This is a genomic window from Pirellulales bacterium (assembly GCA_035533075.1).
Lineage (GTDB): Bacteria > Planctomycetota > Planctomycetia > Pirellulales > JAICIG01 > DASSFG01.
The window spans coordinates 200,234-214,142 of the sequence record DATLUO010000193.1; the positions used below are offsets into that span (position 1 = coordinate 200,234).

At 62.9% G+C, this 13,909-nt stretch carries 14 protein-coding genes; 4 read left to right on the forward strand and 10 right to left on the reverse strand.

All coding sequences use genetic code 11. The annotated features are described in order from the left end of the window. Positions 1–14: 14 nt before the first annotated feature. A complete protein-coding gene (locus tag VNH11_24525; protein HVA49555.1) occupies positions 15–437 on the reverse strand; it encodes a type II toxin-antitoxin system VapC family toxin in 423 nt (140 codons plus the stop codon). After that, entirely contained in the window at positions 434–631 is a 198-nt protein-coding gene (locus VNH11_24530) for a hypothetical protein (GenBank protein HVA49556.1), read from the reverse strand. Before VNH11_24530 ends, VNH11_24525 begins: the two co-directional genes overlap by 4 nt. 129 nt (positions 632–760) lie before the next feature. Between VNH11_24530 and VNH11_24535 the strand changes: the two genes are divergently transcribed. Continuing rightward, positions 761–1,006, forward strand: coding sequence for a hypothetical protein (locus VNH11_24535; protein HVA49557.1), 246 nt, complete (start codon positions 761–763; stop codon positions 1,004–1,006). A 10-nt stretch (positions 1,007–1,016) separates the two neighbouring features. Here VNH11_24535 and VNH11_24540 read toward each other — a convergent pair whose 3' ends face one another. Beyond that, positions 1,017–3,971 carry a PSD1 and planctomycete cytochrome C domain-containing protein gene (locus VNH11_24540; protein ID HVA49558.1) on the reverse strand — a complete coding sequence of 985 codons (2,955 nt, stop codon included), beginning with the start codon at positions 3,969–3,971 and terminating at the stop codon, positions 1,017–1,019. Between the two features lie 50 nt (positions 3,972–4,021). Continuing rightward, positions 4,022–4,654, reverse strand: a complete 633-nt coding sequence (locus VNH11_24545; GenBank protein ID HVA49559.1) for an HNH endonuclease — start codon at positions 4,652–4,654, stop codon at positions 4,022–4,024. 329 nt (positions 4,655–4,983) lie between these two features. On the opposite strand from VNH11_24545, the gene VNH11_24550 reads away from it, so the two are divergent. After that, a complete protein-coding gene (locus tag VNH11_24550) occupies positions 4,984–5,283 on the forward strand; it encodes a hypothetical protein (GenBank protein HVA49560.1) in 300 nt (99 codons plus the stop codon). Between the two features lie 35 nt (positions 5,284–5,318). On the opposite strand, the gene VNH11_24555 is transcribed toward VNH11_24550, so the two are convergent. The 6 genes from VNH11_24555 to pgk all read right to left on the reverse strand — a co-directional run bounded on the left by VNH11_24555 (position 5,319) and on the right by pgk (position 11,876). Next, the gene (locus tag VNH11_24555) at positions 5,319–6,923 is read right to left on the reverse strand and encodes a hypothetical protein (GenBank protein ID HVA49561.1); all 1,605 of its coding nucleotides are present in this window, start codon (positions 6,921–6,923) and stop codon (positions 5,319–5,321) included. An 83-nt stretch (positions 6,924–7,006) separates the two neighbouring features. Beyond that, positions 7,007–7,330: a hypothetical protein gene (locus tag VNH11_24560; GenBank protein ID HVA49562.1), complete on the reverse strand. Its 324-nt coding sequence runs from the start codon at positions 7,328–7,330 to the stop codon at positions 7,007–7,009. A gap of 149 nt (positions 7,331–7,479) precedes the next feature. After that, positions 7,480–8,502 carry a LamG-like jellyroll fold domain-containing protein gene (locus VNH11_24565; GenBank protein ID HVA49563.1) on the reverse strand — a complete coding sequence of 341 codons (1,023 nt, stop codon included), beginning with the start codon at positions 8,500–8,502 and terminating at the stop codon, positions 7,480–7,482. 2 nt (positions 8,503–8,504) lie between these two features. Continuing rightward, the gene (locus VNH11_24570; GenBank protein HVA49564.1) at positions 8,505–9,494 is read right to left on the reverse strand and encodes a hypothetical protein; all 990 of its coding nucleotides are present in this window, start codon (positions 9,492–9,494) and stop codon (positions 8,505–8,507) included. 9 nt (positions 9,495–9,503) lie between these two features. Further along, positions 9,504–9,932, reverse strand: coding sequence for a hypothetical protein (locus tag VNH11_24575; GenBank protein ID HVA49565.1), 429 nt, complete (start codon positions 9,930–9,932; stop codon positions 9,504–9,506). Positions 9,933–10,481: 549 nt separating this feature from the next. Further along, complete coding sequence (gene pgk, locus VNH11_24580) at positions 10,482–11,876, reverse strand: phosphoglycerate kinase (protein HVA49566.1); 1,395 nt, start codon at positions 11,874–11,876, stop codon at positions 10,482–10,484. Positions 11,877–11,999: 123 nt separating this feature from the next. On the opposite strand from pgk, the gene VNH11_24585 reads away from it, so the two are divergent. Then, a complete protein-coding gene (locus tag VNH11_24585; protein HVA49567.1) occupies positions 12,000–12,443 on the forward strand; it encodes a DUF393 domain-containing protein in 444 nt (147 codons plus the stop codon). Positions 12,444–12,448: 5 nt separating this feature from the next. Next, positions 12,449–13,900 carry an amino acid permease gene (locus tag VNH11_24590; GenBank protein ID HVA49568.1) on the forward strand — a complete coding sequence of 484 codons (1,452 nt, stop codon included), beginning with the start codon at positions 12,449–12,451 and terminating at the stop codon, positions 13,898–13,900. The last annotated feature ends 9 nt before the right edge of the window (positions 13,901–13,909 follow it).

Here is a 13,909-nt window from a genome sequence, read left to right on the forward strand (position 1 = left end):
ATTCATGGGGCGGTTTACGGCAGTACCAATGAACTAAGCAAGATGGTCTGGGCGGGCAACAAATTCACGAGACGCTGGTCCGCAGTCACGAGCTTACACTGTTCGCGCTCGACAAGCGCGATATAGAGGCAATCGTATACGCCGATCCGCGCTTGTGAAGACAATTCGGCGGCACGCGGAAGCAATCGAAGGCCGGGGTGCAGCGTTGGAAGGAGCGTCAGTGATTCCCCGACAAGTTGCAGTGACTGTTGGGAGGGGATTCGTCCCTGTCGCTCGGCACGAGTTAAGGCGTGGGCGATTTCGAACGGAAAAACGTCGGGCGACATGAGCTCATAAACGCCCGCAAGAAAGTCGTCGCAGAGGCGAAGTGCTTTGTCGCTATCCGTCTCAGGAACGAACCACTTGAAAGCGACCGAAGAATCAAGGCCGTCTTTCATGAGTCGCGGAGTTCGCGGATGGCAGGAAGTCCGATATCCAGAATTCCGTGTTTCGCGAAGATTTCTTCGCGAATGCGATCGATCCTCTCGCGCGCCCGCCGCATCGCTTCAGGGTCTCGAATGCCTTTGGCTGCGCGGTCAGCCGCTTCTTGCAACTCGGCCATAATCTCCGCCGGGATTGTTTCGATGCTCATAATTGAATTGTGGAAGGCGTCTCGGCATCGGTCAATGGGGCGGTCGTGCGAGGCAACCGTTGCTGACGGCTCTGCGCACCGGTAGAATGACTTTGATCCTTACTCCCCTCGCGAGGTTCGACCGCACCGATGACTATCGACGAAGTTCGAAGGTTTTTCAACGCTCAGCCTTTCACGCCGTTCACGTTTTTCTTGGCCGACGGCCGGCAGTTCCCTGTCGTCAGCCGCGAGTTCATGGCGTTATCGCCGGTGGGCCGGACCGTGGCCGTGTACCAGCCCGACGGCTTGGTCGACGTCATCGACCTGCTCTTGGTCACCAGTTTGCAAGTGAGCGTCCCAGGCAATGGGTCGCCCAAACGTCGCGGAAAGCGATGACCATTCAGCTTCAGTCCACATACAAGAACGCATTGGCACTCAACAACGCCTGGCAAAAGGTCGCCAACGCTTGATGATTCCTTGCCGTGGGATCATTCTCCGCCGATTGGCCCTTCACCGTCTCAAGCTGACGATTCAAAAAGGTCTCGGCCCCGTTCAGCTCGTCATCCGTCGCTCGGCGTCCCAAGGCCAACATCCAGCCGCGGGCAAGCTGGTGGCGCCGGTCGGCGCCGGCTTCCCGCTCCAGCCGTGCCGCGAATTGCTTCGCCGATTCGATCACGAACGCGCTGTTCATGAACACCAGCGACTGCGAGGCCACGGTCGAAATGTTGCGGCATTCGCAGTTGGGCGACATGATCGGCGCATCGAACGTTTCCAGCATGCCCAACGGCCGGCTGCGGCGCATTTGCACGTACAGGCTGCGTCGGTATTCGTCGCCGCCCAGCGACACCGGACCCGTCGGCTTGCGCTCGCCGTCGAGGTTCTCGCGGCCGATGACGATTTGCCCGACTTCGTCTTCCATTACCGGCACCGGCGGGCCGAACATCTTGTCGTGCCGTTGGCCGCCGATCGAGAGAATCGCGTCGCGCACGGTTTCTGATTCCAGCCGGCGGACCGACATACGGGCATAAAGCCGGTTTTCAGGATCAACCGCATCCGCCTTTTCGTTGCGGCGCGACGACTGTCGATAGGCCGCCGACGTCATGATCAGGCGGTGCAGGTGTTTCACGCTCCAGCCGTGGTCCATGAACCCGGCCGCCAGCCAATCGAGCAGTTCGGGGTGCGTCGGCCGCTCGCCCAACACGCCGAAATCGCCGGGCGTGCCGACCAGCCCGCGGCCAAAATGGTGCAGCCATACGCGGTTCACAATCACGCGGGCCACGAGCGGATGCCGGCCGTCGGTCAAGTGCCGGGCAAACGCCAATCGGCGGCCCGTCGTCGGCAGATTCGCATCGTCGGCCGGAATGTCGGTGGCGGTCGCTGCAGCCAGGATCGTCAAATCGCCGGGCGAAACCTGCTCTTTGGGCTGCTGGAAGTCGCCGCGATGAAAGACGAACGTCGGCGACGCCTGGCCGGGAACTTCCGTCAGTGCCCGGACGAATTCTTCCGGCGGAATCTTGGCCCGGATTTCGGCGGCCTTTTCGCTGTAGCGTTTGAGGTTGTCGGCGGCTTTGGTGGCCCGCAGCTCGGCAGCCGTCTCCGCGTCTTTCGCCAGTTCCGCCGCAGCGTCAGCGTTGAATTGACCGAGCGTCGCGGCCGTGACCAGCACGCCCGGATACTTCTCGATCATTGCCGTTTGTTCCGCAGTGCGCTTTTCGACCGGCGCGGCCGCCGCGGTTTCGACAGCCGCGCGCTCGGCTTCAGGCACTTTGGCCAGCTCACGGGCCCTCGTTTCCGTGACGAACTGCTGCTCATCCTGCTTGCGTTTCGTCTCAATCTGGCGGGCCTTGACGTCGCGCCGCTGATCGTACAAATAGAGCGAACCGACGCTGATGTTGGCCACACTGGGGTATTCTTTGAGCACCGCTTTTTGCTCGGGCGTGCGGTCCTTGTCGGCCGTTTTGTAAGCGATCCTCAGACCTTCGCGCAGCTTCTCCGGCACCAGCAGCAGTTCTTCTTCCAACGTGCGATCGATGAACTCCTGGGCCTTGCGTGCCCGCTCGGCATCGACCTCGGCCGCCTGGGCCTGAATCTTCTGTGCCAGCGCCCGATCGTCGTCGGTATAAAGCGAGACCTCACGGGCGGGCGGCGATCGCCAATTCTTCCAGTCGAGCGCCGGCTCGAAGATCGCCCGCAGCCGGTAATAGTCGGCTTGCGGAATGGGATCGTAACGATGGTCGTGGCACTGCGCACAATGCAGCGTCATGCCGAACAGCGACGTGCCGACGATCTGCAGCGTGTCGGCCACGACCTGATTTCGGGCAACGTTCTGGTCGACGCCGCCCGACGCCGTGCCATCCGGCGACATCCGCAAAAAGCCCGTCGCGGTCAGCTTGTCGATCGCCTCGGCCGACAGGTTTTTGTAAGGCGGCGGCACCAACTCGTCGCCCGCAAGTTGCTCTTGAATGAACTGGTCGAACGGCTTGTCGGCGTTGAACGAGCGGATGACGTAATCGCGATAGCGAAAGGCCGATGCGCGGGGCGTGTCTTCGTCGGTATAGCCTTCCGAATCGGCGTAGCCGGCCACATCGAGCCAATGCCGGCCCCAACGCTCGCCATAGTGCGGCGAAGCGAGCAGGCGGTCGACGACACGCTCCCAGGCATCGGGCGAAGTGTCGGCAACGAAGGCTTCGACTTCTTCCGGCGTAGGCGGCAGGCCGACGAGATCGAAATATGCCCGGCGGATGAGCGTGGGCCTGTCGGCTTCCGGAGAGAACGTCAGCCCCTCACGTTCGAGCCGGGCCAGCAGAAAGGCGTCGATCGTCGTCCGCACCTGTTCGTTGTGGTGTAGGCGTCCCGCCTGCCCGATGTTCGGCGGCGTTGCGGCAGGCGAGACGCCCGCACCACAAATCGGCACGGCCGGTCGGCGGACCGGCTGGAACGCCCAATAGTCGCGTTCTTCCAGGCTGAAAATAGGGCCTTCGCCAACTTGTTCCGGCTCAGGCCGCGCGGTCTTGGCTCCCGCGGCGATCCAATGCACGATGGTCTCGACCTGCGCGGCCGAGAGCTTCTTTTCGACCGGCGGCATCTCTTCGGAGCGAATCTTTTCGGCGAGCAGGCTTTCGTCCGGATTGCCCGGCACGATGGCCGGGCCGGATTCACCGCCTTTTTCGATGAACCGCTTTAACCGCAGGTCGAGTCCACCCTTGCGCTGGCCCTCTTCTCCGTGGCACTGAAAGCAATGGGCCTTCAAGATCGGGCGGACATGCTGCTCGTAGGTCAGCTCGGCGCTGCCGCCCTCGGCAAGGGCAGCGCGGCCTGCGAACAGTAGTGCGGCGAGAACAAGGCAGTTTGCAGGTCTCATCGGCGTCCAAGGCGGGGTAAAACGGGAGACCACCGGGGGGTGAATCGATGCTACTTCAAATCCACCGACCAATAGGCATTGTCCAAGAACGTCTTCCAGCTTTCGTACTTGGGGTTGCCGAGCTTGATCGACAAAAGCGGGCTGCGCTTCGGTCGCACGGGCGCTTTGACGAGCTGCATGTTGGCCTCGTGCGGCGTGCGGCCGCCCTTCTTCACGTTGCACTTCACGCAGCTACAAACGATGTTCTCCCAGCTTGTTTCGCCACCGCGGCTGCGAGGGATGACGTGATCGAGACTCAGCTCGCTGGTCGGAAATCGCCGGCCGCAATACTGGCAGCGGTTGGCGTCACGGGCAAAGATGTTCCGCCGGTTGAAGCGAATGGTCTGCTTCGGCAGCCGGTCGTAGAACAACAGCCGAATGACCCGCGGCACCTGGATCTCGAAGTTCACGGAGCGAATCCAATCGTCGTGCTCGGTCTTGAAGCTGGCCTTCAGCTCGCTGATCTCGCGCCACGACTCGAAGTTGTAGTTGGCGTATTGGCCCTCCTCGATGTGAACCACCTCGGCCAGCTCGCGACACAACAGCGCGAACGCCCGGCGCACGCTCACCACATGCACCGCCATGTAGAAGCGGTTCAAGACCAATACGCTGGCGGAGAGGGCCTCCGTCGACGCTGCCGACATATCTTGTTCTCCAGGAGCTGTTCACCGGACCGACACCTCGACCGCCGCAAAACCGACGTGCGAAGCGGCAATCCGTTGCCGTCACGCCCCGCGAAACGTTCGCTTGATTCTAACCTCGCCGCGTCGCAACGACCAGATGCGGCCGCATTTGTCAACCGTGGCTGCGCTATTTTGCGGCGCAGGCAAGCTCTACGGTGGTCGACTCGAAAGAAATTTCAAAACATGGCTTGCTACCGTTTGCGAATCGGCATTAGGATGAAACGTAGTCATCGCGCGCTCATCTGGAGTGGAGACGCGACCTGTTTCCTGTACACCGGGAAGACGAAACCATGATTCAGTATTCGTGTGATTTGTGTAAACGGCCTCTCGATTCCGAGGACGACCTGCGTTATGTGGTGAAAATGGAGGTCTATGCCGCCTTCGATCCTGTGGAGATCGACGATGACACCGACAACCTGCACGAGATTCACGAGATACTCGAACGCATCGACGACATCGGCAGCGAGCAGGTGGGCGACGACGTCTATCAGCAGCTCCGCTTCGACCTTTGCCCCGAGTGCCGCAAAAAGTTCCTTCGCAACCCGCTCGGCCGCAAGCTGATCGAGCAGTTCGATTTCAGCCAGAACTGACGGTACGGGAGGATGGCCTTCCCAGGCCGTCCGCCTCACCGCGACCGCGCGTGTACTTCCAGCGAGCCCGCGTTGTCGGCCAGCTCGGCTGGTGAATCGTTGATTCGCAGATAAAGCGTGCCGGACTTTTCGGGCGAAAGCTTGCCGCCCAGGCCAATTGCCACTGGCGCGGGCCAGTTTGGTTCGTCGTCGGCCAGCACGGTGGCCAGCAGCATTCCCAAGGGCCGGCCCCGATAATACCGGAGCGTGACCCCGCCCGGCTCGCACCACCAGGGATGCGGCTGGTCGGCAACTTCGTATCGGCCGCGGCCCGCAATCTCATACTCGCTGCCCGCGGACAGCCGAATGCCGCTCGACTGCCAACCGCGGTCGGCGGCGATGGCGATCGTCTGGCCTTTTTCGGCCAGCGGCTTCGCCGGGCGGAATTCGATCGCGGCGCGCGCAAGGTCGTACCCATAGTCCAGTTCGTGGGTGAACGCCTGCCATTCCAGGTCCAAATCCTGGCGGTCGTCGGCAAACCGCGAGCGAAAACGGCCGTTGAAATCCTCGGCCCGCAGCTCCGCGACGAGCGACCGAAAGCGGTCGTGATACCGGGGGTGGCCATCGAGAAATGCGGCAATCGCCCAGCACCAGCCGTAGACCTCGTTGTTCAGGTTGGCATCGGGAGGATACGCCAGGATCTCATCGATCGTCAGCCCGCGACCCTCGCCGACGGCGTCGAGCACGATCTTGATACGGCCCCAGCCGGGCAGCTCGTCGCGGTGGGCGGGAAAGTAGGCCAGCCGGAGTCGGTCGCCTTCCATGCGATGGGTCGCCAGCAGCTCGGCGGTGGCTTCCATATACCAAGGCGGCCCGCAAGTGCCGAACCGGCAGTTGAGGAAAGCGTGGGTTCCCTCATGGATCATCAAGTGGCTGCGGTAATAGGTCCAGCTCGGCTCATACCACCAGATTTCGTTTCCGCGCGTGAAACCATGGGCGAAGGGCGGCAGCTCGTTCGGCAACAGTCCCGCGGTTTTGAACCGCTCGGCGTCGTTCATCAAGCAGCCCCGCACCTGCCACTTCGCCGCGTCGCTCTCGTCAACCGCGAAGTAGGCGCACCACAGCGGCACCGCCCGATCAAACAGTTGAGGCAGCGCGTCGATCGCATCGTCGGCCGGAAGGTCGGTGAAGAGCGTGAGATGATTTCCGACAATCGTGCGGATGCCCGCCGCTGCAATGCGTTTTTCATCGACCGCCGGTTGGACGTCCGGCGGCTTGGTGCCCGTGTCTGGTCTCGGGGCTTTGTCGAGGCCAGATACGACAGGTGCCGGTGTCGATCGTTCGTCGTTCTCGGTTTGCTCGACCGCGGGACGCTCGATCTCGCGCGAGCGATCGACGGTTGCTTCCTTGGTTGACGGAGAGGGCTTCGCGGCGACTTGACGAAGCGGAGGTTGTTCGCGGCCGCACGCGCCGCAGGTCGCAATGACGAGCCAGGCGATGGCGGACCATTTCTTTGCCCCAACGACATGATGGTAGGGTGGGACCAGCGAGCTTGCGAGCGCCGGCCCACCGATAGCGACGTCGTTTACGGTGGGCCGGCGCTCGCAAGCTCGCTGGTCCCACCCTACGCTCAATGGGCGAGTCGGCGCGTTGTTCCGCATTATGCTCCCTCCGCATTTGCCCGGATTATTCATGGCCGCGGGAATAAATATGCCTCCGGGAGGCTCTAAGGCATTGAGTACCGTCACCTTAAGGCCGCGCACGGAGGCATGTAGTGGATCAGCAGTCTGTCTTCCAGGTTACCCTCGATTTTTTCGGTGCCAAGCCCATCGTGGTTGAGCCCACAGCCGGGCAGTTGACGTCGGACGCGGGACTTCTGCCGTTTCGTCAGCTCGATGAGCAAATCGGGCTCACTCGCGGGTTCGCCGACGCGCTCACGGATGTCCGCGCCGCGGTTCAGGTGGACCACACGTTTCTGGAGATGGTCCGGATGCGGGTCTACGGCATCTTGGCGGATTACCCGGACCAAAACGATCACGACCGATTGCGGAGCGATCCGCGACTGCATCGCTCGCCGGCTGCGCGTGCCTGCTCACCAACGACGTCGCCTTCCGGCAGATTATCGTGCTGTCGGTTCTCCTGCTCGACGATGCATTGGTGCCATGATTGCCGGCTGCCGCGGCCGCTTGACTTCGGCTAGACTTGTGGCCGCCGCGTCTACCGCATCCAAGCGGTGTATTGATCGCGCTCGTAGGTGCGGTCGGGCTTGAACGGAGGGCGGTAACGAGCGATGGTCGAGAGCCGTACGCGGCAGAATCGCCCTTGGCCCTGCGAGTTGTTCCATGGCCGGTGGACGCCGAGTATCCAGGGCGACTGTGAACGAAACAACTCCAGCCCTTCGCCGCTGCCCGCCAGACGCCCATCGACCATCAGCCAGAGCGACTTGCCACGCTTGACGGCCGCCACGTGGTGCCAACGACCGTCGTCGATCGGCGCCGACGAGGCGTCGCGAATATCGAACCGTTGATACGGCCCATCGCTGATAAGGCTAACTTGGCCGCCGGACATATAGAAGGTGAGCGACTGGTCGTCCTCTCGTTGCCGCTTGGTCAATAGTGGCACGTCGCGTGCTTGCGTGTACGCCCAAAACTCAATCGTGGCTTCCGGCCCGATGTTGGCCTCGGCGCCGCCGAGTTCGATGCCCGATCCGGCCGTGTCCAGCTCGTGGATGGCCGTATTGCCGAAGCTTCGTTCTATCTTTTTCAGTACGGCCTGCCGGTCGGCCGGCGGAAGTTCGCCCGCCGCTCGCTCGTACCACCGGCAGGCGTGTTCCTCAATGCTGCGTTGACGCTGGCCCTTCTCGCCCTGCGCGGTTTCCGACCAATCGTCGGCTAATGGAACCTGTGCGTCGGGTGTCTTTGGCCCAGCCAATTCACGAGCGGCGATCGCGGCCACGTCGTCACCGCCCTTGGCAAGCAGCGGCAGCCCTTCGTCCCAATTGTCCTTGACCCATGCGACGTATCGCCCCCAAGCGGCGTTTGCTGGGGCGTTTGCGGCATCCGCCTCCAACTTGGCTAAGGCAGGCTTGGCCGCATTGAAGGCCGATCGCATCTCCTGGGCCTGCTTCGCACGGGCTTGCACGTCGGCTTGAAGTCCGCGGTCGCGCGTTTTGCGCGAGGTCTGCACCATCGTTGCTGCCAACCGGTTGGCGCGGTCGTAATCGTCCAGTTCAACCGCCATGTTTACCAACGACGCATATTCCAGGTCTGGCCGAGATAGAAGGGCTTGATCTTGCCATCGTCGCTTGCAGGGATCTTGACCAGCCTCATCTTGACGCCCGGCGCCAAGACAAGGTCCCAATGCTCACCATTATCGCGATGGTGTGAGTCAGCGACGTCGATCGCCGTACTTATGCCTCCGCCAGGCGCGCCGTTGTCAGCGAGGGCGGAATCACTCGATGCAGGCGGGGTCGGCGCAACGCTCGGAGGCGCAGGCGCCGGCTCGTTTACCGCAGTGCTGGCGGATCGTTTGGGGGTCGAATCGGCAACGGTAGTCTTCCGGTTATTTGTCGCGGCGGTTTTGAGTTGGCGATTTTTCAGGTCCGATGGACCAGAGGGTCGCAACGCGATCCACATCACCACCGCAATAGCGATCGCGCCGCCCACGCCGGCCGTAGCAATCAGCCACGCCGGCTTCTTCTTCCGTCGATGTGTGGAGAACCGACCGACGGGCGACGAGGCGCCGACATCGATCAGTGGGGCGGGTGTCGCCGCCTGCGATGGTTGTGGCTGCGGCAATGCCCTTGCGCGGGGCAAAGAGCGGGGCGAAACGCCGTCAGCCGCCGGAACGCCACCGAGGGCGTTCCCTACAGATGGCGGAGACGTTCGCCCAATCGCCATTTTCTCGCGCAACTGGCGGTCGTACTCGGCTTTTTTCTGCGGGTTGAGCAGCGTGACACGCGCGGCGGCGCATTCGTTGAGCAGCTTCTGCGATTCGGCCGAATGCTTGCCGGTCTGGTAGCTGCGCAGGTGCGACATCTGCCGGTCGGCCGCCGCTTCAATCACGTCGGGGTCGCTCTCGAACAGGTTGATCGCCAGCAGCCGATAGTGGTTCGGCGGTTGCTCCTTGGGCGGAATGCCCAGCCATTTGTAATAGGGATCGAATGTTTCGCTCATTGCATTCCCAAACCATGCGCCAACAGGCCGTATCGATGAGACCAACGGCGAAGGCACCGAAACTTTTCATCGCGAGCCCAGGTGCCGGCGCACATCATCCGCTGTCTTGGCTGTCTTTATGACCTTAGCCAAGCGGTGCAGCTCGGCAACGTCGCTGATCCTGCGCACTCGGGTCATCAGTTTGCGGCCTGGCTGGCCGAACTTCGCTTCCAGAGCCAAGGCAATTCCCTCGCGCAGCCCTTCTTCGCGTCCCTCCGCGCGCCCCTCTTCACGCCCTTGCTCCCGTCCTTGCTCCCGTCCTTGCTCCCGTCCTTGCTTGAGTCCCTCTTCCAATCCTCTTCGCTCCAGGCTCGACAGATACGGCATCCTTTTCTCCCTCTCGTATTGATAGATTTCTTCGTGAAACTCTTCTTCCAAATCGTCGGGCAATTCCAAGATCCAATCCTTGGGCGAAATGCCCAGCCATTTGCAATAGGGACCAAATGATTCGGCCATGATCTCCCAGACCGTGCGTCAGCAGGCAATAAGCGATCTTCGCCGATTTGAGCCAGCATCTCAAGGGCTCGTTATTGGCCCGGTGATAGTCTATTGGGGGTATTCCGCGCTGCGCCGCGGAGCGACTGCCCGGCCGCGCCGGGCGATCAAAAACCACGGATCGCCGCTCTCGGAGGCGCAGCGCGCCGCGCCTCGCGGATCGGCGATCCAGAGGCACCATCGCGCCATGCTGGCCGGCAAAAGGCGAGCCTGACAGAACGCGCAGCGCGCTGCGCATTTGGACAGCCAGTCAGCGCGCCATACGAGAAGATTCACGGCTCGCTTGGCGAAGGGCGATTGAGCGGGCGAGGACCCGTACTTCAAAATCTGGTGGACGTGTAGCTACTCGAATGATTCCGTGTGCGATGGCAGCGGCAGCCGAGAATTGCACCCAGTTGTTGCGTGGCTTGAAGAAAGAATTCGCCCGATCAGGGAAGAGATTGGGTTGGATCAATAACGATTGCACGGCGAATCTCCCTTATTCTGAAGAAGAACCTGAGCCAGACAAACTCACCTGCCCGCCGCCATCGCCAGCGCTTGCAAATACGGCACGGGGTTGCTCCCCAGGGCGTTCAGCACCGTGCCGCCGGCGGTGAAACAGTGCGTGACCCAGTCGGGCCGGCCGTAGCGCTCCAGCGCCGTGCCGCCTTCGCCGCCGCCCACGTAGACTTCGATGCCCGACTCCTTCATCCGCTTCAACTGGCCGACGAAGTGACGCGTCCCCTCTTCGAACCGCGGATCCTCGAACATGCCGAACACGCCGTTGTGAAAGGCCACGGCCGGCTTGCCCGACGCTTTCGCCTCGGCGATGAAGGCGCCCACCTGCTCGTCGAACAGCTTGTTGGTCAGGAGACCGACGTCGAACTGCTGGTCGCCGGGGCCGATCGTCTCGCTGGCCCGCCCGTCTTGCAGCACGAAATCGACGGGCAACACGAACCGAATCCCCTTGCGGCGGCCCTCGTCGAGCATCTTCTTGGCCTGCTCGATCCGCGAACGCTCGATGTAATATGGCTTGTCTTGATGGCCCGCGTCCTCGGCCACGCCCAACGAAAAGCTCTTGCCGTCCAATTCGGCGGCGGCCTTCTTCAAGGCCATCGCCAGCGAACCGGCCGTGAACACCCAACGGATCGTGCCGCGGTCGATCATGGCCTGCAGGTCGTCGAGCTTGTCGGTCTTCAGCCCGCTGAACACGACCAACTGGGCCGACAAGCAGCGCCGCATCGGGCCGTCGAACTCGCCTGCCACATAGCGGCCCAAGGCCACGCGGTCCATCGCCAGCGGCACCACCGTGGTCGATGCGTCGAGACTGCCGGCCGAGAGAGCTTCGTTGACATAGACACGGGCGATTTTTTCAGCCAGCGAATTGGCGAACCGGCTCAGCCGTTCGGCCACCTTAGTGGCTTCTTCGGGTTTGGCTTTCCAAAGCATACGCTCGATCTCATAGCGGCGCGTGTTTTCCAGCACCAGCACGCTGCCGGGCGCGGCGTCGGCCACGGCTTTCGCGGCCAGGGCGGCGATGGTCGGCGATGCCTCGTCGAGCCAATCGCTCACCAGCGGCACGTCGGTCTTCAACAGATCGCCGATGCGTTTGGCGACGGCTTTCAGGCTCCCTTCGGGCTTGCGGCCGATGTGGCCGAAGACGACCTGTTTCCAGCCATGTTGCCGGCCGAATTCGAGCGTTTCGACCATCGACCGCAGGCGGATATCGCCCTCGCCGATGATGGCTCCCGGCTTGGCATCGACATCGCCCCGCACAAGCACCGCCGTGCCGCGCGGCAAATCCACCAGCGAATCGAGACGCGGAATGGCATGCAGATAGTCTTCCAGGCTTCGCCGGGGCGATTCGCCGGCCGGGTCGAGCAACGCACGACAGAGCCGAGCGACCTTGTCGGATGTGACGGGCATTTCAACAACTCCTCGGGTTCAGGATTCCGCCGGCTTGCAGTTTACCGGGCGAGTGCCGGATTGGCTATGCAGCTATGCAGCCGCCCTATCTCAGGGCCGGCGATTACCGGGTATACTTAAGCCATGACCGCCAGCGACCTTGTAACGCATCTCGCCCCCTTGCCGACGCCCGAAGAGCGGCCCGAGGCCGACGTGGTGATCTACGACGGCCACTGCCGCATCTGCACCGGGCAAGTCCGGCGGCTCGCCTGGTGGGACGGGGGCCGCCGGCTGGCGTACCTTTCGCTGCACGACCCGCTGGTGGGCCGGCGCTGGCCCGATCTGACGCACGACGCACTGATGCAGGAGATGTATATCGTCGATCGTGTCGGGAAGCGCCATGCCGGGGCGGCGGCGGTGCGTTATCTTTCGCGGCGTTTGCCAGCCTTGTGGTGGCTGGCGCCGCTGCTGCACGTCCCAGGCACGTTGCCGCTTTGGAACTGGCTCTATCAGCAGGTCGCCAAGCGGCGCTATCGCTTCGGCACGCTGGCCACCTGCGACGACGAAGCCTGCCGGCTGCACCGATAGCCCCCGTGATTGACGCCCAAGCGTCGGACGCTTACCGTGTGGCGATGCCTGGCGACTTGCCTTCGACCGGTTCCGCAGCTCCCGTCGCACCGTCGGCCGGCGGCACGCTGCCGCGCGTGCTCGGTCCCTTCGACGCCGTCACGGTGGTCGTGGGCGGCATCATCGGGTCGGGCATCTTTCTCAAGCCGGGCGTCGTGGCACAGTATCTCGACCATTTCGGGCTGGGGCTGATTATCGGCGTATGGGTTGTCGTGGGGCTGATCACGCTGTGCGGCGCCCTGACGTTGGCGGAACTGGCCGCCATGCTGCCGCACGCGGGCGGCCCTTACGTTTATCTGCGCGAGGCCTACGGCCGGTTGCCCGCCTTTCTTTGGGGCTGGACCGAAATGACCATCATCCGGCCCGGTTCGCTGGGAGCGCTGACGGCCGCCACGGTGATCTATCTCAGTAAAATCGTGTACCTCGACCGCCATTGGCAAGAAGGCGTGGCCCTGGGCATCGTGCTGTTTCTTTCGGTCGTGAATGTCGTCGGCGCGCGGTGGGGCGCCGCGCTGCAGAACGTGACGGTCGTCGCCAAGCTGGGTTTTCTGGCGTTCATCATCGTGTTGCCGTTGGCGGTGTCGCGCGTTCCGCAACCGCCTGCGGAGTGGTGGCCCGGCCGCTGGACCCCGGACTTGTGGAAGGCCCTCGGCCTGGCGATGATCGCCGTGATGTGGCCCTACGACGGCTGGATCAATATCGCTCCGGTGGCGGAAGAGGTCCGCGAGCCGCAGCGCAATGTGCCCTTGGGACTGGCGCTGGGCATGGTCATCGTGATCGTGGTTTATGTGCTGGCCAACGTGGCTTATCATGTGGTGCTGCCGATCTCGACCGTGGCCAGCTCGGAAGCGGTGGCCCACGACATGTGTACCGCGTTGCTGGGCGAGGGCGCCGGCAAGTTGGTGTCGCTGGGCGTGCTTTGCTCGACGTTTGGCGCCGCCAATTCCAACCTGCTGACGGGCCCGCGGATTTATTTCGCCATGGCCCGCGACGGCCTGTTGCCCGCGTCGATCCGCCGCATCCACGGCCGCTGGCGGACGCCCGCCAACGCCATCTGGCTGCAAGCCGTTTGGACCGTGGTGTTGATCGTGGCCGCTTATGCCTGGAAATCGGATCCGCGCGACGCCTTCGACATGTTGACCGACTTTGTCATTTTTGGCGGCTCGCTGTTTTATGCTTTGGCGGTGGCCTCGGTGTTTGTCTTTCGCCGCGCTCATCCCGATTGGAGCCGGCCCTATCGCACGCTGGGCTATCCGCTGACGCCTTGCGTCTACCTGCTCGGTATAGGGGCGGCGCTGGCCAGCATGGTGTGGGACACCGACAAGCACGCACAGACGCTGGCCGGCACGGCGCTCATCGCCAGCGGCGTGGTGTTCTATTATTGGGCCCGCAGCCGGCGAGCCTGGCAGGTGCGATGAGCCGGCGGG

Coding starts and splice junctions, on each gene's coding strand:
- VNH11_24540 (HVA49558.1), bottom strand. CDS start 3,971: ATGAGACCTGCAAACTGCCTTGTTCTCGCCGCACTACTGTTCGCAGGC.
- VNH11_24585 (HVA49567.1), top strand. CDS start 12,000: ATGACCGCCAGCGACCTTGTAACGCATCTCGCCCCCTTGCCGACGCCC.
- VNH11_24550 (HVA49560.1), top strand. CDS start 4,984: ATGATTCAGTATTCGTGTGATTTGTGTAAACGGCCTCTCGATTCCGAG.
- VNH11_24565 (HVA49563.1), bottom strand. CDS start 8,502: ATGGCGGTTGAACTGGACGATTACGACCGCGCCAACCGGTTGGCAGCA.
- VNH11_24545 (HVA49559.1), bottom strand. CDS start 4,654: ATGTCGGCAGCGTCGACGGAGGCCCTCTCCGCCAGCGTATTGGTCTTG.
- VNH11_24525 (HVA49555.1), bottom strand. CDS start 437: ATGAAAGACGGCCTTGATTCTTCGGTCGCTTTCAAGTGGTTCGTTCCT.
- VNH11_24535 (HVA49557.1), top strand. CDS start 761: ATGACTATCGACGAAGTTCGAAGGTTTTTCAACGCTCAGCCTTTCACG.
- VNH11_24530 (HVA49556.1), bottom strand. CDS start 631: ATGAGCATCGAAACAATCCCGGCGGAGATTATGGCCGAGTTGCAAGAA.
- pgk (HVA49566.1), bottom strand. CDS start 11,876: ATGCCCGTCACATCCGACAAGGTCGCTCGGCTCTGTCGTGCGTTGCTC.
- VNH11_24560 (HVA49562.1), bottom strand. CDS start 7,330: ATGCAGTCGCGGATCGCTCCGCAATCGGTCGTGATCGTTTTGGTCCGG.
- VNH11_24575 (HVA49565.1), bottom strand. CDS start 9,932: ATGGCCGAATCATTTGGTCCCTATTGCAAATGGCTGGGCATTTCGCCC.
- VNH11_24555 (HVA49561.1), bottom strand. CDS start 6,923: ATGCGGAACAACGCGCCGACTCGCCCATTGAGCGTAGGGTGGGACCAG.